Annotated in this window: 17 protein-coding genes; 7 read left to right on the top strand and 10 right to left on the bottom strand. The window is 50.0% G+C overall.

Annotation, left to right across the window (positions count from 1 at the left end):
* Window positions 1-4: 4 nt before the first annotated feature.
* From dhaK to rpiA, 3 genes are read right to left on the bottom strand one after another with little or no spacing between them, the layout of a single operon-like run.
* A complete protein-coding gene (gene dhaK / locus LG200_RS07455) occupies window positions 5-994 on the bottom strand; it encodes a dihydroxyacetone kinase subunit DhaK (protein ID WP_226756938.1) in 990 nt (329 codons plus the stop codon).
* Between the two features lie 24 nt (window positions 995-1,018).
* Window positions 1,019-1,654 carry a dihydroxyacetone kinase subunit DhaL gene (gene dhaL, locus LG200_RS07450; RefSeq protein ID WP_226756937.1) on the bottom strand — a complete coding sequence of 212 codons (636 nt, stop codon included), beginning with the start codon at window positions 1,652-1,654 and terminating at the stop codon, window positions 1,019-1,021.
* Window positions 1,655-1,657: 3 nt separating this feature from the next.
* A complete protein-coding gene (gene rpiA, locus LG200_RS07445) occupies window positions 1,658-2,338 on the bottom strand; it encodes a ribose-5-phosphate isomerase RpiA (protein WP_226756936.1) in 681 nt (226 codons plus the stop codon).
* A gap of 88 nt (window positions 2,339-2,426) precedes the next feature.
* Here rpiA and LG200_RS07440 point away from each other — a divergent pair, with 88 nt between their 5' ends.
* Window positions 2,427-3,203 carry a TrmH family RNA methyltransferase gene (locus tag LG200_RS07440; RefSeq protein ID WP_226756935.1) on the top strand — a complete coding sequence of 259 codons (777 nt, stop codon included), beginning with the start codon at window positions 2,427-2,429 and terminating at the stop codon, window positions 3,201-3,203.
* A 54-nt stretch (window positions 3,204-3,257) separates the two neighbouring features.
* Here the strand turns inward: LG200_RS07440 and hslO are convergent, their stop codons facing one another.
* From hslO to LG200_RS07420, 4 genes are all read right to left on the bottom strand, one after another.
* Window positions 3,258-4,136: an Hsp33 family molecular chaperone HslO gene (gene hslO, locus LG200_RS07435; RefSeq protein WP_226756934.1), complete on the bottom strand. Its 879-nt coding sequence runs from the start codon at window positions 4,134-4,136 to the stop codon at window positions 3,258-3,260.
* 303 nt (window positions 4,137-4,439) lie between these two features.
* Window positions 4,440-5,327: a tRNA glutamyl-Q(34) synthetase GluQRS gene (gene gluQRS / locus LG200_RS07430; RefSeq protein WP_226756933.1), complete on the bottom strand. Its 888-nt coding sequence runs from the start codon at window positions 5,325-5,327 to the stop codon at window positions 4,440-4,442.
* Window positions 5,328-5,344: 17 nt separating this feature from the next.
* The gene (locus tag LG200_RS07425) at window positions 5,345-5,671 is read right to left on the bottom strand and encodes a DUF3301 domain-containing protein (RefSeq protein WP_226757325.1); all 327 of its coding nucleotides are present in this window, start codon (window positions 5,669-5,671) and stop codon (window positions 5,345-5,347) included.
* Window positions 5,672-5,678: 7 nt separating this feature from the next.
* Complete coding sequence (locus tag LG200_RS07420) at window positions 5,679-6,851, bottom strand: PilT/PilU family type 4a pilus ATPase (RefSeq protein WP_226756932.1); 1,173 nt, start codon at window positions 6,849-6,851, stop codon at window positions 5,679-5,681.
* 182 nt (window positions 6,852-7,033) lie between these two features.
* Here LG200_RS07420 and LG200_RS07415 point away from each other — a divergent pair, with 182 nt between their 5' ends.
* Entirely contained in the window at window positions 7,034-7,705 is a 672-nt protein-coding gene (locus LG200_RS07415) for a hypothetical protein (RefSeq protein WP_226756931.1), read from the top strand.
* Window positions 7,706-7,768: 63 nt separating this feature from the next.
* Here the strand turns inward: LG200_RS07415 and pap are convergent, their stop codons facing one another.
* Window positions 7,769-9,253: a polyphosphate:AMP phosphotransferase gene (gene pap, locus LG200_RS07410; protein ID WP_226756930.1), complete on the bottom strand. Its 1,485-nt coding sequence runs from the start codon at window positions 9,251-9,253 to the stop codon at window positions 7,769-7,771.
* Window positions 9,254-9,497: 244 nt separating this feature from the next.
* On the opposite strand from pap, the gene LG200_RS07405 reads away from it, so the two are divergent.
* From LG200_RS07405 to LG200_RS07385, 5 genes are all read left to right on the top strand, one after another.
* A complete protein-coding gene (locus tag LG200_RS07405; RefSeq protein WP_226756929.1) occupies window positions 9,498-10,706 on the top strand; it encodes an ammonium transporter in 1,209 nt (402 codons plus the stop codon).
* A gap of 1,118 nt (window positions 10,707-11,824) precedes the next feature.
* Window positions 11,825-12,910: an efflux RND transporter periplasmic adaptor subunit gene (locus tag LG200_RS07400; RefSeq protein ID WP_226756928.1), complete on the top strand. Its 1,086-nt coding sequence runs from the start codon at window positions 11,825-11,827 to the stop codon at window positions 12,908-12,910.
* 20 nt (window positions 12,911-12,930) lie between these two features.
* A complete protein-coding gene (locus LG200_RS07395; RefSeq protein WP_226756927.1) occupies window positions 12,931-16,110 on the top strand; it encodes an efflux RND transporter permease subunit in 3,180 nt (1,059 codons plus the stop codon).
* Window positions 16,094-17,533 (top strand): TolC family protein, encoded by a 1,440-nt coding sequence (locus LG200_RS07390; RefSeq protein WP_226757324.1) that lies wholly within the window; start codon window positions 16,094-16,096, stop codon window positions 17,531-17,533. The genes LG200_RS07395 and LG200_RS07390 overlap by 17 nt, the downstream gene beginning before the upstream one ends.
* Before the next feature lie 52 nt (window positions 17,534-17,585).
* Window positions 17,586-17,930 (top strand): hypothetical protein, encoded by a 345-nt coding sequence (locus tag LG200_RS07385; RefSeq protein WP_226756926.1) that lies wholly within the window; start codon window positions 17,586-17,588, stop codon window positions 17,928-17,930.
* 132 nt (window positions 17,931-18,062) lie between these two features.
* Here LG200_RS07385 and LG200_RS07380 read toward each other — a convergent pair whose 3' ends face one another.
* Together LG200_RS07380 and rhuM are read right to left on the bottom strand one after the other, a co-directional pair.
* The gene (locus LG200_RS07380; RefSeq protein ID WP_226756925.1) at window positions 18,063-21,266 is read right to left on the bottom strand and encodes a type I restriction endonuclease subunit R; all 3,204 of its coding nucleotides are present in this window, start codon (window positions 21,264-21,266) and stop codon (window positions 18,063-18,065) included.
* The gene (gene rhuM / locus LG200_RS07375; protein WP_226756924.1) at window positions 21,266-22,261 is read right to left on the bottom strand and encodes a RhuM family protein; all 996 of its coding nucleotides are present in this window, start codon (window positions 22,259-22,261) and stop codon (window positions 21,266-21,268) included. Before rhuM ends, LG200_RS07380 begins: the two co-directional genes overlap by 1 nt.
* Window positions 22,262-22,263: the final 2 nt, after the last annotated feature.

Genomic DNA, 22,263 nt, shown 5'->3' with positions numbered 1-22,263 from the left:
TTTTTTAGCACTGCCAACGCAAGGCCGCTGTATGGACCGGGCTATCCCAATGCTGGCGGATTTCATCATCGAGGAGGCATACCGTGATGGAGGCACCAGCCATGTCGAGGGCGGTGGTGTAGTTGCCCACCAATGAACGGCTGATGACCAGGCCTTGTGCTTGTAGCAGCTTGGCTGTGCTGTTGTAGAGCAGGTATAGCTCCATCAGCGGGGTCGCGGCAAAGCCATTGATCAGCAGCAATACTTCGCTGCCACGCGCTGGCTTCAAGTCTTCCAGTATGGCTGCGACTAAGTCGGCAACAATCGCATCAGCATTGCGCATGGGCTCACGCCGGCGACCGGGTTCGCCGTGGATGCCTACGCCCATTTCCAGTTCACGTTCACCTATATCGAAGGTCGGCCTGCCTGCCGCAGGCACGGTACAGCTGGTAAGGGCAACGCCCATGGAAGCGGTGCGCTTGTTGACCTTGTCGCCGAGCGCCTTGCAGGCGGCGAGGTCGGCCCCGGCCTCGGCCAGGCTGCCCACGACCTTCTCGACAATCACCGTGCCTGCCACGCCGCGGCGGCCAGTGGTGTATGTAGAATTCTCAACGGCAACATCGTCGCTGGTGAGTACCGTGGCATTTTCAAAAGGCAGCATTTCGGCGGCCATTTCGAAGTTCATCACATCCCCGGCATAATTCTTGACGATGAACAGCACGCCCTTGCCGGCATGCACGGCTTCAGCCGCTGCCAGCATCTGGTCAGGGGAGGGGGAGGTGAATACATGGCCAGGGCAGGCGGCATCCAGCATGCCGTAGCCTATATAGCCGCTATGCAAAGGCTCGTGGCCTGAGCCGCCACCGGAAATGACGGCCACCTTGTTTTCTGCTTTTTTCTTGCGGGTAATGAAGTGGGGTTCCAGGTGCAGGTTCACCAGGTCAGCATGGGCTGCCGCAAAACCGGATAGGCTTTCTACCAGCAGGTTGTCCACTTCGTTGATGAATTTTTTCATAGTCTCCTCCTTTGCCTGCTTGACTCAGGCTGTTCTTGTTTTTGCCAGTTCACAGATGGTATGGATAATGATCTGGCTGCTGCGCGCACCGGGGTCGATATGGCCGATGGCGCGTTCGCCCAGGAAAGCTGCGCGCCCCTTGGTGGCGATCATGTCCTTGGTGGATTGCATCCCTTGTTCCGCAGCTTGCTGCAGGGCTGTGAGCAGCAGATGGCGATCAGTATCTTGTTGGGTGAGCTGGGTAAATGTGTCGGCGACCGGCAGCAAGGTGTCCAGCATGGTTTTCTCTCCCCGGTCTGCCTTGCCACGTTGCTTGACTGCTTCAACGCTGGCATGAAAGGCTGAAGCAATTTCTGCCAGTGTGCTGATATCGCCTGTTTTCTCTACCTTGGCCAGCGTCATGAAGAACGTTGCAAGCAGTGGACCTGAAGCGCCGCCTATCGTGGAAAGCAGCTTCATGCCCATGCGCTGCAATACTTCGGCTGGGGCAAGCGGAGATAATTCGTCATGCATGGCAAGCAGGGCGGCACAGCCCCGTTTGAGGTTGATGAAATGGTCACCATCGCCAATTTCCCGGTCCAGGGACTCCAGTTCAGCCTCGCTTGAAAGAATGGCTTGATTGACGGCGGCAACTGCCTCCAGGATAAATGCGGTTTTCATGGGTTAGTTCTTCCAGATTTCCTCAACCTTGCCGTTGTCAGCCACAAACACTGCACTGGCAAGATCATTGAAAACACCATGTTCCACGATGCCTGGCACGTTGTTCAGGAGCTGGTTCAGTTCGGAACTGTCCAGGTGCTGCTTGAATTCCAGGTCGAGTACCAGGCTGCCATGGGATGTGATGGCCCAGCCATCCTTGGCGGCATTCTGGCGGAGGCTGACAGAGGCGCCAAGTCCTTCCAGGCTGGCTTTTACCATTTGCCAGGCAAACGGCATGACTTCAGCAGGAATAGGGAATTTTTCTCCCAGGCGGCTCACCAGCTTGCTCTTGTCTATCAGTACTATAAACATGTCGCTGTTACGGGCGAGTAGTTTCTCGCGTACCAGGTCGTAGCCGCGGCCTTTCAACAAGGCCATTCTTGGGGTGACCTCGTCAGCGCCGTCCACATAAAGGTCAATCCTCCCCAGATGCTCCAGGGCAACCAGTGGCAACCCCTGTTCAGTGGCTTGCAGGGCACTGGCAACAGAGCTTGATGCAGCGGTGATGCGTAGCCCTTCTTCACGATGCCTGCGTGCCAGTTCCTTGATGAAGTAGTTGGCAGTGGAGCCTGTTCCCAGGCCTACAGTCATGTCATCCTTGACATGGCGCGCTGCCTGGATGGCCACCAGTTCCTTGTCATTCATTTTCTCTCTCCTGGTTATTTTTCAAGGGCAGGGGTATGCGCTAATCGGTTAAAATTGGGGACTTTCCCATGCCGGTTTTAATCTTTCCATGACATTTAAACATATCACTTCCCGCGATAATAGCCTGTTCAAGCAATTGAAAAAGTTGGCGGATACAGCACGAGAACGTCGAAAAACCGGCCAGACCCTGCTGGATGGTGTGCATCTTGTCACGGCCTATATCGAACACTTTGGCATGCCGGAATTGTTGGTGATCGCCGAAGGACAATCGACCCATGAGGTGGTGGGCCTGGTGCAGGAGCTGTCTGATGTGCCTACCGTGATGTTCACAACACTGATGTTTGCCGAGCTTTCGCCCGTGGCAACACCAACAGGTATTCTGGCGCTGGTGAAAACGCCGGAACTGCAGATACCCGCGCAGCCGGATTTCCTGTTGTTGCTGGAGGATATCCAGGACCCGGGCAACCTGGGCAGCATGCTGCGATCAGCTGCCGCGGCGGGTGTACAGGGGGTTTATCTCTCCGGAGGATGCACCGATGCATGGTCGCCCAAGTCTTTGCGCGGTGGGCAGGGAGCACAGTTTGTATTGCCGCTGGTGGAACGTGCTGATTTGCTGGATGTGGTGGCCCGGTTTGAAGGCCAGTCCCTGGCAACTACATTGGGCGGTGAATCCCTTTACAGCCTGGATTTGACCCAGCCCACCGCGTTCGTGATCGGCAATGAGGGAGCAGGTTTGAGTCAGGAGCTGATTGAAGCGACCAGGCAGGAGGTGAGCATTCCCATGCTGGGCAATGTCGAGTCATTGAATGCTGCCGCTGCCACCGCAATCTGCCTGTTCGAGCGCAGCCGCCAAAAGATGGCCTGATAGAAGCCTGGACGGCATCTGTTGGCAGTCATGGCGCTTTTTGCCTGAGACGCTTTAATGCCGGATATCATTGCCGGGAATGATGATTTCAGCACTGAATAGCTGTTCTGCATCTACCTGGTCGAAGTGATATTCCTTGTTGCAGAAGTCGCAATTGATATCAATGTTGTGCTGTTCCGCCAGAATGTCGGCCACTTCCTCCGGGCCAAGCATGCGGAGCATATTGCTGACGCTTTCACGCGAACAGCTGCAATGGAACTTGATGGCCTGCTCCTTGAACAGGCGCACATCTTCCTCATTGAACAGGCGCTTCAAAATTGAAATGGCGGCCAGTCCCAGCAGCTCTTCCGACTTGACGGTATCTGCCAGTACAGTGGCACGATTCCACGCATCAATATCATGATCCGGCTGGCCTGGCAGTTTCTGCAGGAGCATGCCTGCTGCACTTTTGCCGTCACAGGCCAGCCACATCCTGGTTTCAATCTGCTCGGAGCGCTGCATGTAGTTTTGCAGGATTTCGGCAATGCTGTTGCCTTCCAGCGGCACTATGCCTTGGTATGGCTGCCCGCCATCGCGTGGATCCAGCGTGATGACAAAGTTGCCGGTGCTGACCATGTCAGCAAAACTCATGTCCTCCAGGTCTCCTGACCATTTGGCAGTGGCACGCATGGACAAGTCTGAAGTGCACTCCACTACCAACAGCTTTAACGGACCTTTGCCTTGTACTTGCAGCACCAGAGCCCCTCCCTGCATTTTTAAAGTGGCTGCAATGAGTGCGCCTGCCGCCATCAGTTCTCCCAGGGCATTTCTCAGAACAGAAGGGCAGCGCTGATGTTGCAAGGCGTTATGGAATGTGTCATCAAGATGCACAATGTTTCCACGCACAGGTGTGTTTTCAAAAAGGAAACGGTGCAGTTGGTCGCTGATTTGCATGTGGCTAAAGCTGTTGGAATAAAGCGCCATCATACCATTGACGGGTTATGAGGAAAATTTCCCATTCCCGCCTTTTCTAGCGAACGTTTCATCAAATCATGATGGTTATATATGGTTTTACGTTTTCAGGATGGTGTTTCATGGAGAGCCAGTGCCTCAATCCGGCCGTTGCTTAAATCCCGTTTTTTGCCCTTTGATTGCAATTGTGACTGCTACCTGTTTTTGTGGCTCTCGCATAATGATGCCCGCTTCATTTGGATTGGTGTTTTCCTTGGTGAAACACTCTTGAATAAAAGCAAACTCTTAAGCTATAGGAATAGAGCGTTGTCTGGGTACTGCTGCGATATTCCAATGTGCGCATGCCCATTGCCACAATGATTTATGCTCTCCCATGCGTAGTGCTGTTGGCGGCGCCTGGCCAAGCAATTGCAGGGCTTGCCAGATATCCTCGTTTTTATTGCGAGAGTCAAGCGGTGTGGCTAACGTCTGTTTACTGAGCTTTTCACCATGCAAGTTGGTGACAACCGGCACATGGGCATAAACGGGCTCAGCAAAATCGAAGGAGCGCTGCAGGAATATCTGCCTGGGAGTTGAGTCCAGCAGGTCTGCACCGCGCACAATATGATTGATGCCTTGTATCTGGTCGTCCACGACAACGGCAAGCTGGTAGGCAAACAGCCCGTCTGCCCGTTTCAGCACAAAATCCCCGATATCAGTGGCAAGGTTTTGCTGCATGGTTCCCTGGATTTCGTCCAAAAACGATATCGGGCTGGTATTTACCTGGATGCGCCATGCGCGTGCCTGCTTGTCTGGCCCCAGTCCGTGGCGGCAAGTGCCGGGATACACAAGGCCATCCAGCCCTTGGTGGGCAGAGTCGGCAATTTCCTTGCGGGAGCAGCCGCAAGGGTAGATCAGGCCCATTCTATCCAACTGCTCCAGCGCTTCTGCATAGAGAGAGGTTCGCTGGCTTTGATAAACAATTTCCCCATCCCACTCAAATCCATAATCTTGCAGAGCGTGAAGGATCAAGTCGACTGCGCCTGGCATCTGCCGCGGCAAGTCCAAGTCTTCCATCCTGACCAGCCATTGGCCATCGCGCACTTTGGCTTCAAGGTAGCTTGCCACTGCAGCAATCAGTGAACCGAAATGCAAAGGCCCGGTGGGTGAAGGGGCAAAGCGTCCTCTATACATGCCTTGGATAAGCTGCCTTAATAGAGGGGATTGATGGATACCGGCTGTAAATAGGGCGGAATATGCCAGGATTGCAAATGCCTGCCCAGCAAGACCAGTTCGCAGGAAAGCCGGTCACTGCCATTGGCGCTGACATCAAACTGATAGGTGCGTTGCAGCTGGACGCGTCCACGGCTGTTGCGGCCCAGCCATACCTTGTTGCAGGCGACTGTTTCATCAAGCAATTGCAGGCTGAAGCGTTCTGCAAGCTCGCGCCCGGTGGCGATTGCCTGCTCGCGACTGGATATGCTGTCGAACCAGTACCAGGCGCCGATAAAGATAATGACTAACAGGTAAATTTCCATCATGAACTCAAGTAGGGGTATCGGTGGCTGGTTCTTCGGGTTCATCTTCATGCAGTGAAAGATGATCGATGCGGGAAGATGAGTCCTGGACAGATGAGTTTTTGCCATGCAGCTTGAAGCGCAGCCTCAGCTCATTGATGGAATCGGCGTTGCGCAATGCATCTTCCTCGCTGATGCGGCCTTCCTCACATAGCGTGAATAACGCCTGATCAAAGGTTTGCATTCCCAGCTCCACGGATTTTGCCATGGCTTCCTTGACCATGCCGGTTTCACCCTTGAGGATCAGGTCTGCCACCAGGGGCGAGTTAAGCAGGATTTCAATGGCAGCACAGCGGCCGCCGCCTTTTTTCGGTACCAGCCGTTGTGAGACAAAAGCCCGCAGGTTGAGTGACAGGTCCATGTGCAGCTGGGCATGACGTTCTTCCGGAAAGAAGTTGATAATGCGGTCTATGGCCTGGTTGGCGCTGTTTGCATGCAATGTTGCCATGCAGAGGTGGCCTGTTTCGGCAAATGCCAGCGCAAACTCCATGGTCTCGCGGTCACGGATTTCCCCAATCAGGATGACATCGGGCGCCTGGCGCAAGGTGTTCTTGAGGGCACTGAACCAATCTTTGGTATCCCGGCCTACTTCCCGGTGGGTAATCAGGCAGTTTTTGCTGGGATGCACATACTCTACCGGGTCTTCCACGGTGATGATGTGGCCAAAACTGTTTTCGTTGCGATAATCGATCAATGCTGCCAGCGTGGTGGATTTTCCCGAGCCGGTGCCGCCGACAAGGATGACCAGGCCGCGCTTGGACATAATCACATCCTTCAATACCGGAGGTAGCGCCAGGTCATCGAAACGAGGGATATCGATCGTGATGGTGCGCAGCACCATGCCGACCTTTTCCTGCTGAACAAAGACATTGACCCGGAAGCGACCGATATCCTTGGGCCAGATAGCAAAATTGCATTCCTTGTCCCGTTCGAATTCATGGCGCTGCTTGTCATTCATCAGTGCCTCGGCAAAAGCGCGCGTATGTTCGCCGCTGAGTTTTTGCTGCGTGACTGGCGTCATCTTGCCATCAATTTTCATGGCGGGAGGAAAGTCGGCCGAGATGAATAAGTCTGAGGCTTTTTTCTCCAGCATGGAGCGCAGCAGGGTGTGCATATAGGCCAATGCCTGTTCCGGGTTCATGCAAGTCCGATCGGGAAAATAAAAGAAGACTGATCAAGCAGGCATCATCTTAATCAGGATGCCATGTATCTTCAACTGGCGATTGCACATGGTAGGGATTGGCTGCCGCCAATTGCACGAAAAAAGAAGATTTGGGTTATAGTGGTACGCGTATCTGACCAGACTCGAGTTACATAAACGCAATGAATGATTCCCGTGAGCGTGAGGCACTGAGCGCTTATCTCAACCTATTGAGAAGCAAGGGTGCGAGTGAGGATGGACTCAATCAGCGAGAGCAATGGTTATTGCGGTTGTTGCCCGTGCTTGCCGGCCAGCCGCCAGCTGGGCTGGTATATCGTGAGGCGGTTGATAGTCTGATTGAGCAGGTGGAACGTGCCCAGTGGCCGTTCTTTCTAGCGGTTGTTCGGGAATATTTCCCTTTCTGGATGCGGGACATCAAGGCGATTGCTGCATTGAATGCCGAGCAGGCTTTTGAGCTGACCCCTACGCAGGGGCAACCTATCGAACATGACTTGAAAACGCTCTGGCATATGCTGGACAAGGAAAAATTCGGGGTTGCCGATACCTGGCCGCTCAAGGCCTACTCTCATGCCTTAAGGCAGGAAGGGGCGGATCAATCGCTGGTGGATACGCGCGTGAGGCTGGTCAAGTTACTGCTGCTCAAGCTGAAGGATGTCCCTGAGCGGGATACCAAGGTATATCGCACTGCAGTGGATGCCACTGTTGCACTTTTTGCCATGAAGCCGACGCAGCGCCTGTTTCTTTCCGTGGTGCGGGAGTTTTATTATTTCTGGATTGGTGATCCAGATGCAGCCAGCCATGTCCAGATAGAACATGTTGAGAATACTGTGTAGTACAACTTCCTGTTCCTGACTTGGTTGGTTTATCGACCAGAGTTGCCATGCGGGATGTGTTGTTTATAAAGATTCAAGCTTCAGCTCTAGCTGCTCGCAGATGGTCTTGAGTATCTTTATTCGGGCATATTTCTTGTCATTGGATTCCACCAGGGTCCACGGCGATAGTTCAGTGCTGGTGCGATCTATCATGTCGCAGACGGCTTTCTGGTATTCATCCCATTTCTCGCGGTTGCGCCAATCTTCCGGCGTAATCTTGTAACGTTTGAAGGCCGTTTTTTCCCGTTCCTCGAACCGTTTTAGTTGTTCTTCCTGGTCAATATGCAGCCAGAACTTCAGCAGCACGATATCATGGCCGACCAGTTGTTCTTCAAAGTCATTGATTTCTGCATAAGCGCGCATCCAATCCTGCTCGCTGCAAAACCCCTCCACGCGTTCCACCAATACCCGCCCATACCAGGTACGGTCAAAAATGGTGACGCGCCCACGGCGTGGTAATTGACGCCAGAAACGCCATAAATAGGGCTGGGCACGCTCCTCATCCGTGGGGGCGGCGATCGGGATGGTGCTGTAGTGGCGCGCGTCCAATGCCTGGGTAACACGCCGGATTGCTCCGCCCTTGCCAGCAGCATCCACTCCTTCAAAAGCAACAATGACGGCGATACCCTTGAATTTTTCGTGTCGGGTCAGCAGGTTGAGCTTGCCCTGATATTTCTCCAACTCACTATCGTAATCGGATTTATTCAGGGATTTGGTCAGGTCTAGCGAGTTCAGGACATTGAGGCCATCAGCGGGGGGAAGCAATGCAGGGGCTGCAGCCTTGCGCGGGCGTACTGCCTTGATGTCCAGGTTTTTCCTGATGGCATCCAGAATATATTGTCCTGCGGTGAGGCTGCGGTAATTTGCATCAAAGCCTTCTATCACCAGCCATGGGGCATTGGCAGTGCTGGTTTCACGCAGGATATGCCCGCTAACTGTACGGAATTCGTTGTAATGCTTGAGGTGCTCCTTATCCTGATCTGTCACGCGCCAACTGGTCTTGGGATTTCCTTCCAAGGCGGCAATACGTGTTTTTTGCTGTTTCTTCGACAGGTGAAACCAGAGCTTGATGATTAGTGCGCCCTCATCGGTCAACATGCGCTCAAACCGGACAATATCACTGAGAGTGCCATCCAGTTTTTTATGGATCTTGCCATTCATATTGTCGATGATGGGAGTGGTGTACCAGGAACCGAAGAAAATGCCTATCTTGCCCTTGGGCGGGAGTTCTCTCCAGAATCGCCACATGGTGGGCCGTTCGGCTTCATCCTGGGTGGCGGGGCCAAAGGCACACGTGTGTATCAGCCTGGGATCCATCCATTCGTTCAGCAGGTTGGCAGTTTCTCCCTTGCCGCCGCCATCTACGCCGCCCAGCAGGATGAGGACAGGAAAATTCTTTGTCTGGGCAAGGTCATATTGCACGTCAAGCAAGGCTTCGCGCAATGCAGGCAACTCTTTCTTGTATACCTCGTCTGTGATGGCGTGGCCGAGCTCTGCGGACTCAAACATGGGCAGTCTTGAAATGGAGGCGGGATTCCATGGTGCATAAACTTCTGCTTGGTGTCAAAGCCGTATTTTTGTAACTACTCCCATTATTTTATGCACAGAATTGGTGCAATGCACAGGACGATGTTCATGTATTGTGCATTCATTTTTCTTTGTCAAATTAAATGTTTTATAAAACAATAAGATGAGAAATGGCGCGGTTTTTGCTAATAATCTGGCGCTATAAAAACAGATGGGTGAAGATGATATGGACTCAACGCAGTCTGGAAATGACGTTTTTTTTATATTGCTGGGCGCCATTATGGTGCTTGCCATGCATGCAGGATTTGCCTTTCTTGAAGTCGGTACCGTGCGCCGCAAAAACCAGGTCAATGCCTTGGTTAAGATCATGGTGGATTTTTCGGTATCCACGATCGCCTACTTTTTCATTGGCTACGGTTTGGCTTATGGCGTAGGTTTCTTGCAGGGGGCAGAAGCACTTTCGGCACAAAATGGTTATCAACTGGTGAAGTTCTTTTTCCTTCTGACCTTTGCAGCTGCTATCCCCGCCATTATTTCTGGTGGCATTGCCGAGCGGGCCAAATTCAATCCGCAACTGGCAGCGACATTTGCCGTTGTCGGTCTGGTGTATCCATTCTTTGAAGGCATTGCCTGGAACGGTCACTTCGGCATCCAGGAATGGCTGGCTGCAACATTCGGGGCGGCATATCACGATTTTGCCGGATCTGTGGTGGTACATGCGATGGGAGGCTGGATTGCACTGGCGGCGGTATTGCTTCTTGGGCCCCGTATTGGCCGCTACAGCAAGGATGGCAAACTGCACGCCTTCCCGCCATCCAGTATCCCATTCCTGGCGCTGGGCGCCTGGATACTCACTGTAGGCTGGTTTGGCTTCAACGTGATGTCGGCGCAGACTGTAGATGCTGTCACTGGGTTGGTGGCTCTCAATTCCCTGATGGCCATGGTAGGAGGTACCCTGGCCGCCTTGCTGGCGGGGAGGAATGACCCCGGGTTTGTGCATAACGGCCCATTGGCAGGGTTGGTAGCCATCTGCGCCGGTTCCGATATTGTCCATCCCCTTGGGGCCTTAGTCATTGGCCTGGTAGCCGGCGCCGCCTTTGTCTGGACTTTCACACTCACGCAAAATCGCTGGAAGATTGACGATGTACTCGGTGTGTGGCCCCTGCATGGAATCTGCGGTGCCTGGGGCGGGGTCGCCGCAGGCATTTTTGGCGCAACGGCTCTGGGCGGCCTGGGTGGAGTTCATATCATTTCCCAACTCATTGGCACACTGCTCGGCATTGCCATCGCCCTGATAGGTGGCTTCACTGTTTATGGGCTGATCAAGATGGTGGTGGGGATACGCCTGGATGCCGAGCAAGAGTATGACGGTGCTGACCTTTCAATTCACAAGATCGCCTCAACGCCTAATCTGGCAGCAGGGCAGGATGAATAACAGGTTTAGTCTAGGGTAAGGATAATATTGTTGGCATATGATCCATATGCAAGACATTCAATTAACCTGATGAAACCCGCAGATTAATCACAGGTTAATTAATCCTTACAATATTTAATTTTGATTAACAATTAAGGTTGTAATGATATTGTTGGAGTTACAAGTTTAATCAGCTTAATTTAATTGTAAATATAAAAATTAATTAATTGAACTTAAAATATTAAAATTAATCCAATTTGGATTGTTGGCAAACATGTGCGCTGCAGATGGTTAGTTGATGGCTGCGAGCCTTAAAATAGAATAAAACAGTCTTTTATGTTGTAATAAATTTGACATATATGCTAAGATATAATCGCTTAATTTTAAATGTAAGTCATGGTAATTCATGACAAATAGTAAGGTATTTTCTAAAGTATGCGATCCAGAATAACCAATGCAACGATACAAATTCGACTGTTCCTGTTATCAGTCGTATTTGCATTGGTTGGTTTTGGGATTGCTAATATCCTTCATTATCAGGATAGTAGCTTTTATCTTGGTGACACTGCCCCGCTGCAAGTAATTTCCGAGTCGTTTTCTGGAGATGGCGAGCCTCCTGCCTCTCCCCTTGATTTATTCCTTTCTACGATCATCCTCAGTACGGTATTCTCTATTAAGAATATGTTGTCCGTGTGGGAAGCAGCGGATGATAACTTTGTTTATAGATTAATTTTCTCAACCCACGTTCGACCTCGCGACCCTCCTTTCTTGACCTAAGGGTCATCTTTTTTCCCGGTTTTTTGAGTTTCCTTAGACTGATGTATTGCGCCTAAGATTGCGCGCTGTACAAGCAACCTCATAGTGACTGAATGTCAGATGAGTTGTACTTGTGCGTACAGCATTGATGCTGATTTCTGCATGCAATGTGCGATGCGAATATCGCTGATCTTGCGTTAGATTAAAGTCTAGTTACGCCTAGTTTTCGGCATCTCAAAAGCCCGGTCTGAACTCAATACCACATCACTCGATGCTATAGACGCCATGTCCTTTATAAAGGACATAGTGTGCTTCATTGCGGCGTTCAAGCCTGAGGTGCGGTTGCAAAGTTTTTATTCATTGCTAAGGCATTCATTAATCTTATGATCAAAAAATTATCTTTTGCTTTAAGTGTCACGGCGTTGTTATTAAGTGGCTGCCACCAAATTGAAACTGCTGAAAATAATGATGTGGCCAAACTTAAGGTTACGAATCCTCTTCGTCAGGATACATCGATTGTCAAAGAGTATGTTTCGCAGATACATGCAATTCGACATATTGAAATAAGGGCATTGGAGCGAGGTTATCTTCAGAGCGTTTATGTAGACGAAGGACAACAGGTCAAACAGGGACAGTTGATGTTCAAGATTATGCCAAACATTTATCAGGCTGATCTGCAGAAAGCAAAAGCTGAGGCTGATATGTCTTTGATCGAGTATAAAAATACAAAATCATTGGCAGATAAAAATATTGTTTCCTCGAATGAGTTGGAGCTTTCAAAGGCGAAGCTTGATAAGGCAAGTGCGGAAGTTAAAGTGGCAGAGACTCATTTGGAATTTACCAATATAAGTGCCCCATTTACGGGAATTATGGATCATCTGGAAGTGCGGAATGGCAGCCTGATTGATGAGGGAGATTTGCTCACTAAGTTGTCGGATATCAGCAAGATGTGGGTATATTTTAATGTGCCTGAATCAGAATATATTGATTATATAAAAAATAAGAAAAGCCAGGAGCCTGAGAAGGTTAAATTGAAAATGGCCAATGGAGACATATTTGATCAGGAAGGTGTAATTGAAACCATAGAAGCGGATTTTGATAACAAGACGGGAAATATTGAGTTCCGCGCGACATTTCCCAACCATAACAGGACTCTTAGACATGGACAAACCGGCAGTATATTGATGACAGTTCCTTATAAAAATGCCATGTTGATCCCGCAGAAGGCGACTTTTGAGATATTGGATAAAGTCTATGTTTACATAGTGAATAAAGAGAATAAGGTGGAGCAGAGATTAATCACAATTGATGCAGAGTTGCCACATCTCTATATCGTTAAGTCAGGGCTGAAAGATGGTGAAAAGATACTCATTGATGGGTTAAGGAAAGTCCAGAATGGCCAGACAATTGAGGCGGATTTTATTCCACCTGAAAAGGCTGTTTCGGATTTGAGTCTTTACGCTGAATAACCCAGACAGGTGATGATCAAATGCTAAATATATTTATCAAAAGGCCGGTCATGGCGATTGTGTTGTCGCTATTGATTGTGTTCATGGGATTTCTCGCCATCAGGGCGCTGCCCACTTCCCAGTTTCCTGACATTGCGCCTCCGCGGGTGATCGTGTCCCTGGCATATCCAGGGTCAAGTGCGGATGTGTTGGTGCAATCGTCATTGATTACCATTGAACGCGCGATCAATGGCGTGCCGGGGATGAAGTACATCATTTCCGATGCAACCAGTGCTGGGGAGGCGACGATCCAAGTGATCTTTGACTTGGGTATAGATCCCAACCAAGCCATGATCAACGTTAAGACGCGCCTAGACCAAGTGATGAGCCGTTTGCCACAGCTGGTGCAGATGGAAGGGGTGGTGGTTGAGCGGGTGCAGCCCAGCATGCTGATGTATATCAACTTGTTCAGCAAGGATAAGAATGCTGACGAGAAATTTCTCTTCAACTATGCCAATGTCAACGTCATTCCTGAGATTCAACGGGTCAATGGTATTGCACAAGCCAAGATACTGGGGAGCCGCCAATATGCAATGCGTATTTGGCTCAACCCAGACCGCATGCGTGCCTATAAGGTGTCGACCGAAGAGGTCATGGAGGCAATCAATAGCCAGAGCGTGATTGGCCGCCCCGGTCGCCTGGGACAAAGCTCGGGTATTGCTGCGCAATCCAAGGAGTATGTGCTGTTGTACCAAGGGCGTTACAACAAGCCTGAGCAATATGAAGACATCATTATCCGCTCCAATTCGGAAGGTGCGATCCTGCGGTTGAAGGATATCGCCAAGGTTGAGTTGAGCAGTGAGTTCTACGATATCTATTCCAACAAGGACGGGTATCCTTCCGCTGCGATCGTGCTCAAGCAGAACTATGGCAGTAATGCGACAGATGTGATTGAGCAAGTGAAGGAGAAAATGCAGGAATTGAAGGCTGCCTTCCCTGCGGGGATGGATTATGAAGTCAATTACGATGTGTCCAAGTTCCTCGATGCCTCCATCGAAAAAGTCATTCATACCCTGATCGAGGCATTTATCCTGGTTGCCTTGGTAGTGTTCATTTTCCTGGGCGATTGGCGTTCCACCCTGATCCCTATCCTGGCAGTGCCCGTGTCATTGATCGGCACATTTTTTGTCATGCAGATGTTTGGGATTTCCATCAACCTGATCACCTTGTTTGCCCTGGTGCTTGCTATCGGGATCGTGGTGGATAATGCCATCGTGGTGGTTGAGGCTGTGCACGCCAAAATGGAAAGTGATCACCTTGTTCCATACAAGGCAACGCAGCAGGTCCTGGGCGAGATCGGTGGCGCCATTGTCGCGATCACATTGGTGATGACCGCCGTATTCGTGCCTGTTGCCTTCATGACGGGTCCGGTGGGTGTGTTCTACCGTCAGTTCTCCATCACCATGGCAGCTTCTATCATCATTTCCGGTATTGTGGCTTTGTCCCTGACGCCTGTACTTTGCGCCATGTTGTTGAAGAACAACCATGGTCAACCCAAGCGCAGGACACCAATCAGTTTATTCATCAATGCATTCAATCGGATTTTTGAAAAAATCACCGGCCGGTACACCAAGCTGCTTGATCTTATCGTGGCTAGGAGGGTACTGACATTCCTGATGCTGGGGTTGTTTGCATTCGGTACGTTTATAGTCAATAAATCCCTGCCCTCAGGTTTTATCCCGGGTGAGGATCAAGGGATGGTGTATGCCATTATCCAGACCCCACCAGGCTCTACCCTGGAAGTAACCAACAAGATTGCGCGCCAGCTGCAGGCAGTGGCATCCAAGGTGGAAGGGGTGCAGTCCGTCTCTTCCCTGGCTGGTTATGAGGTATTGACCGAGGGGCGAGGCTCCAATGCGGGTACTTGTATCATCAACCTGAAAGATTGGTCGCAGCGCAAGCATTCGGTTCACCAGGTAATTGCTGAGTTGGAGGAAAAGACCAAGGATTTTGGGGCGGTCATCGAGTTCTTTGAACCGCCAGCTGTGCCTGGCTATGGTGCAGCTTCTGGCCTGGCTTTGCGCCTACTTGATAAAACCAATAACACGGACTATCACGAGTTCGACAAGATCAACCAGGATTTCCTGAAGGCATTAGGCAAGCGTAAAGAATTGACCGGCCTGTTCACTTTCTACGCGGCGAATTATCCGCAGTATGAAATTCAGATCGATAACAATCTAGCCATGCAGAAGAAGGTGTCCATTGCCAAGGCGATGGATAACCTGGATATCCTGATTGGTAGTACCTACGAGCAAGGTTTTATCCGCTTCAACAATTTCTTCAAGGTATATACCCAGGCAGGCCCTGAGTTCCGCCGCTATCCCAGCGATATCCTCAGCTATTACGTGAAGAACGAGGATGGCGAGATGGTGCCGTACTCTGCCTTCATGAAGCTGAAGAAGATGCAGGGACCAAACGAGATCACCCGTTATAACCTCTATAACTCAGCCACCATTCGTGCCATGCCTGCCGAGGGCTACACCACCGATGATGCCATCAAGGCGGTAGAGGAAGTGGCAAAGGCAACCTTGCCCAGAGGCTATGACATAGGTTGGGAAGGCTTGTCATTCGATGAAGCCCACCGCGGGAATGAAGCCCTCATCATCTTCGCCGTTGTGCTGGTCTTCGTCTACATGGTGCTGGCCGCCCAATATGAAAGCTTCATCCTGCCCTTGGTGGTGGTGCTGTCGCTGCCGGCAGGGGTGTTTGGTTCCTTCTTCCTCTTGAAGACATTGGGGCTGGCAAACGATATCTATGCCCAGGTTGGCCTTGTCATGTTGGTAGGCCTGCTCGGGAAAAATGCGGTGCTGATTGTGGAATATGCCGTGCAGAAGCATGAGCAGGGCATGTCGATCAAGGACGCGGCTATCGAGAGTGCCAGGGTGCGTTTCCGACCCATCCTCATGACTTCTTTTGCGTTTATCGCAGGCTTGATTCCCTTGGTTGCCGCCACTGGCGCCGGGGCCGTAGGCAACAGGACCATTGGTACGTCTGCCTTGGGTGGCATGCTGTTCGGTACCGTGTTTGGCGTCATCCTGATTCCTGGCTTGTACTATATCTTTGCCAAGCTGTCTGAGGGTAAGTCACTGATCAGAAACGAAGAGTTTGAGCCTTTAACTGAAATTTATCACTACAGTAAGAATGATGATGACCAAGAATAAAGCCATTCAATTGATCGTGGTGGGGTGCATGGCCTTGACGGTGCAGTCCTGCGCAATCCCAACGATTACAAAAAAAGAACCGGTGGTGAGTTTGCCGGAAACATTCGCCACTGGCAGTGACAGCATGAACAGTGCTGCCAATGTGAACTGGAAGGAGTTTTTTGAGGATCAATCCTTATCCAGGCTGATTGATATCGCCGTTGCCAATAATAAAGAGCTCAATATCCTCATGCAGCGCATCAGCGTTGCCGAGAACGAGATCCTGGCAAGAAAAGGCGAATACATGCCGTTTGTTGGCGTGGGAGCTGGCGCTGAAGTGGAAAAGGCTGCGCGCTATACCCGCAATGGCGCGGTGGAGGAAAGCCTGGACATCAAGGAGGGCAAGGCCTTTCCCAAATATCTGGGCAACTATCAATTTGGCCTGGTGGCTTCATGGGAGCTGGATGTCTGGAAAAAACTCAGGAACGCCACCAAGGTGGCTACCATGGAGTATATGGCGTCCATCGAGGGCAGGAATTTCCTCGTGACCAACCTCGTGGCAGAAGTGGCGAACTCGTATTACGAGCTGCTGGCGCTGGATAACGAGCTTGATAACCTCGACAAAAATATCCAGATCCAACAACAGGCGCTGGAAGTGGTCAGGCAACTCCAGCAATATGCGAGGACCACATCGCTAGCGGTGAAGCGATTCGAGGCCGAGGTCAACAAGAACCAGAGCCAGCGTTATGAGGTGAAGCAGCGGATTGTCGAGACCGAAAACCGGATCAACTTCTTGCTGGGCCGTACACCTCAGCCTATCGAACGTGCCTCTGCTGGTTTCATGGAGATCAAGCCAAAAATGCTGGAGGCCGGATTGCCATCCCAACTTCTGGAAAACCGGCCTGATATACGCAAAGCGCAGCTTGAGCTGGAAGCTTCCAAGCTCAATATAGAAGTAGCCAAGGCCAATTTCTATCCCTCCTTTGCGCTCAAGGCCGGCTTGGGGTTCCAGGCATTCAACCCGCGTTACCTGCTCAATATGCCTGAGTCCCTGGCAACATCGTTTGCCGGCGATGTGGTAGCCCCGCTGATCAATCGCAATGCAATTGTTGCGACCTACAAGAATGCCAGTGCAGAGCAGATTCAGGCGGCATTTGAATATGAGCAGGCCATTATCAATGCCTACATTGAAGTCTCAACCCAGCTTTCCAATATCGATAATTTGGAAAAGAACTACGAGCTGAAAAATCATCAGGTTGACACCCTGACCAACTCCATCGAAATCTCCAACCAGCTCTTCAAGTCCGCCCGTGCAGATTACATGGAAGTGTTGCTGACACAGCGCGATGCATTGGAGGCCAGGATGGACCTGATTGAAACCAAACAAAAACAAATCATGGCAATGATCAATTTATACAAAGCACTTGGAGGTGGCTGGCAATGATTTTTTGAATGCGTTATCCATGGAATCCAATATTAATTATTTACTAGGAGATATGATGAAACAGGTTTTATCGGTGATTACGTTTGTATTACTGGCAGCAACTGGCTTATCTGTATATGCGCAGGGCAATCAGGCGATGCTCGATGGCCAGGTGCTGGCTGCAGCTAACTTAAACCCCATCAACGGTACTTTTGATGCGCATGTTGCGGAAATACATTCCGTAATTACCTCAAAAGATATTGAAAAGACGATGAACAATCGTCCTCATCCCAAATACGGTTTCAACATGAATCGAATCAATACGACAGCTGAAAAAGCTGATCGCAATATGGGTAAGCATTTTGTCTATGTTACCCATCCCAAGGATGGCTTCAAGATCAAGCGGTATGTAGGTTGATCTTGAGCATGTTCAAGGGCTGACAGTTAAAATAGCTCGGAATTCTGCACATTGGGCTTGCCTCAAGATTAATGAGGGCAAGCCATTTTTTTGCAAAGTGTTCAAAGTGTCGCTCATCTTGATTGCGACAGGTTAGTGCTGCAACTCTGCCGCAATCAACTCAGCCTGACGCAGCACAGTTTCCGTGGCCATTAACTCCATATCGGGTGGATAGCCAAACTTGCGCAAAGTGCGTTTGACGATCACTTTCAGTTTTGCCTTCACACTTTCCTTTATGGTCCAGTCAATCGAGGCGTTTTCTCGAACAAGCTGCAACAGCACAATTGCCAGCTCGCGCAGTTTGTCCTGCTGCATCAGCTCTTTTGCACTGTTGTTGTTGGCAACTGCAGTGTAAAAAGCAAACTCCAGCGGACTGAGCCCCAGGCGTTCCGCTTCATTATCACCGTTTACAATTTCTTTGCTGACCTTGATCAGCTCTTCAACCAGTTCCGCCGCCGTAATAATTTTGTTCTGGTAGCGCTTGATAGAGTTTTGCAGCATTTCCATCAGGCTGCGGCTTTGTACCAGATTGGTTTTCTCGCGAATCCTGATTTCTTCGGCCAGCAGCTTTTTCAATACTTCCAGTGCAATATTCTTGTGCTGGTGATTCTTGAGCTCCATCAAAAACTCATCACTCAATATCGAAATATCAGGTTTTTTGATTCCTGCAGCATCAAACACATCAATCACCTGTTCGCTGACCAATGCCTGGTCAATCACTTGGCGGATCGTGGTTTCAAGGGCCTCGTCTGATTGATTGCCGCCAATGCTGTCAAATTTGGCAAGCCTTGCCTTCACCGCCTGGAAGAAGGCGACTTCCTCCTTCGCATCCATTGCCTGCTCGTGCGGAATGGTAATCGCAAATGCCTGAGAGAGCAGGCTGACTTCGTTGATATAACGCTTTTTTCCATCTTCCAACCCGAGGATATATTCCTCGGCAGCCAATATCAGCGATAGCTTATGCGAAGTATCGGCATGGAAATAAGCGTGATAATCAAAGCCGTGATACAGGTTGGCGACGACTTCCAGCTTTTCCTGCATCAATTGCAGTGCCTGTTCCTGGGCAATGGCCGGGTCGCCTTTGCCGCCGGCATCTGAATAAAACGACAATGCCTGTTTCAAGTCTGCCGCGATACCCAGGTAATCCACCACCAAACCACCAGGCTTGTCTTTATACACGCGGTTCACGCGCGCAATGGCCTGCATCAGGTTGTGGCCCTTCATGGGCTTGTCTATATATAGCGTATGCATGCTGGGCGCATCAAAGCCTGTCAGCCACATGTCACGCACAATGACCAATCTGAGCGGGTCTTCCGGGTCTTTCATGCGTTCTGCCAGTGCACGGCGCTGTTGTTTGGTGGTGTGGTGCTTGGCAAGCGCAGGCCCATCGCTGGAGGATGCCGTCATTACCACCTTGATGGCGCCTTGGTTCAAGTCGTCTGAATGCCATTCAGGTTTAAGTTTGATGATTTCTGCATACAGTGCGGCCGCAATACGGCGCGACATGCTGACTATCATGCCCTTGCCGGCAAACACTTCCTGACGTTGCTCAAAATGCGTCACAATATCCCGCGCAATATTTTGAATGCGCTTTTCGCTACCGATTAAAGCTTCAATCTGCGTCCAGCGTGTTTTGGCTTTTTGTGTTTCGCTCAGCTCATCTTGCTCTAATTCTTCATCCAGTTCAGCCACCAATTTGCGGCCTTCATCCGAGAGCTGCACCTTGGCTAAACGACTTTCGTAATAGATTCGGACAGTCGCCCCATCTTCCACCGCCTGGGCAATATCGTAAATATCCACATAATTGCCAAACACCGCCGGCGTATTCACATCGGTGCTTTCAATCGGCGTGCCGGTAAAGCCCAGGTAAGTGGCATTCGGCAAGGCATCGCGCATATATTTGGCAAAGCCATACACAATCTTTTGGCCGATGACTTCACCGGCTGCATTCTTATCTTCTACCGTTTTGGCCTTAAAGCCATATTGTGTGCGGTGCGCCTCATCGGCAATCACCACAATATTGCGGCGTTCCGATAAGGTTTCATACACATTGCCTTCCTCAGGCTGGAATTTCTGGATGGTGGTAAATATCACGCCGCCCGAAGCGACTTTGAGCAGCTCTTTAAGTTGCTGCCTGTCTTCCACCTGCTTAGGCTCCTGGCGCAATAACTGGCTGGATGCCGCAAAAGTATCAAACAACTGGTCATCCAGATCATTACGGTCTGTGATCACAACAATAGTGGGGTTATCAAGCGCCAGCACAATCTTGCCGGTGTAAAACACCATACTCAGTGATTTACCACTGCCTTGGGTATGCCACACTACGCCAGCCTTGCGGTCGCCTTTGGGCTGTGTGCTGACACCAGGCAAACCATAGCTGGCAGGGTCTTGTGCAACACTATTAGCTTCTGCTGATGCTCTTAAAGTGGAAATCACTGCCGCATTCACTGCGTAATACTGGTGATACGCTGCCAGCTTTTTAACGGTGCTGATACTGATCTGGCCTGTTTTGGTATCTTCTTTGGAGGACTTTTCAAACACGATAAAGTGACGGATCAAATCCAGCAAAGTCGCTTTATTCAGCATGCCATCAATCAGCGTTTCAAGCTGACTGACAAGGTGCGAAGCTTCCGCTTTACCATCGGCGCTTTTCCAGGCCATAAAGCGGCTTAAACCTGCTGAAATACTGCCCGATTTCGCTTCCAGCCCATCTGAAACCACGACAAAGCCATTGTAGGCAAACAAGCCGGGAATCGCCTGTTTGTAAGTTTCCAATTGTCGGTAGGCTGAAGTCAGTGTGGCGTTTTCATCTGCAGCATTTTTAAGCTCCATCACCACCAAAGGCAAGCCATTCACAAACAGAATAATGTCAGGGCGTTTGTTCTGATTGTTTTCAATAATGCTGAACTGATTTGCCACCACAAATTCGTTATTGTCGGGGTTGGCAAAATCCACCAGCCAAACCAGATTCCCACGTGTGTTGCCATCTTTTTGATAACTGACTTTCACGCCCTCGGTCAGCAAACGGTGAAATGCCTCATTATTGGCAAGTAACTCAGGTGAGCTAATGCGCTGTATGGTTTTTATGGCTTCGTCGAGTGCGGCAGCGGGCAGGGTGGGGTTGATACGGGCAACCGCATGGCGCAGGCGACTATTTAATAATACGTCTGCAAAACTCTCGCGCTCAGAGTTTTTCGCATCTGGTGCAATATCAGGTCCATAAATATAATCAAAACCAAGCATTTGCAGGCGCTCAATAGCGAGGGCTTCAATTTCTGACTCAGTGAGCTTGGCCATCAGTTATTACCATTGATTAAATTGATGATGACTTTCACTATCATTTCCCGCTCCTCAGGTTTGCTTTCTGCAATCAGTAGTGTAAAAGCAACCAAGGCATTATCTGCAATCCGTTTCTCACCTAGCTCATTATACAAATGCTTATTACGTTCCAAAAACCATGCAAACATTGCCGCAGCGATGCGCTTATTGCCATCGCTAAAGGCGTGGTTTTTAACAATAAAATAAAGCAGGTTTGCAGCTTTCTCTTCTATGCTTGGGTAAAGCTCCTGCCCATCAAACGTTTGATAGATTGTTTCTAGCGCGCTTTTAAACGAATTGTCTTTTTCATTACCAAATAATCCACCTAGCTTTTCTTTCTCTCGCCACAAGTGAATTTGTGCCATAGCCTCATGGTATTCAATCTTGGGCTGAACAATTGCATGGGTACCAACCACCATCAAACGCTGATGATCGTAATCGTCCAGCACAGTCAGTGCATGGCTATATTTTTCAAGTACAGCTAATATTGATTGTGATTCTTGCGACGTTAATGCCTGGTTGTGTAGTAGGCGAGATGACAAAGCTATGACGTGCTTTAAATCATTGAGTTTTTCTTGTTCGGCTTGAAGTTTACGTTCGTTTAATGCATACCCTTGCACCAAATACTGTTTGAGCACACTATTTGCCCAGATTCTAAACTGCGTGCCACGCTGTGATTTAACGCGATAACCGACCGATATAATCACATCAAGATTATATTCACTCACCTCATAGCTTTTACCATCGTTAGCAGTTGTCCGGGATTTCCGGACAACTGCATTTTCCTGTAATTCGCCTTCTTTAAAAATATTGCCAATATGCTCTGAAATTGTACGTTTGTTTCTTTCAAACAGTTCAACCATTTGTGCTTGGCTTAGCCAAACAGTCTCTTGCTCAATTCGCACATCTATCCGAGTCTCGCCATTTTCTGATTGGTAAATAACAATTTGTTGATTATTGTTATTTTCGGTCATAA

The sequence above is a fragment of the Methylobacillus caricis genome (assembly GCF_020532705.1).
GTDB lineage: Bacteria > Pseudomonadota > Gammaproteobacteria > Burkholderiales > Methylophilaceae > Methylobacillus > Methylobacillus caricis.
This window is presented reverse-complemented; position numbering and strand designations above follow the sequence as displayed.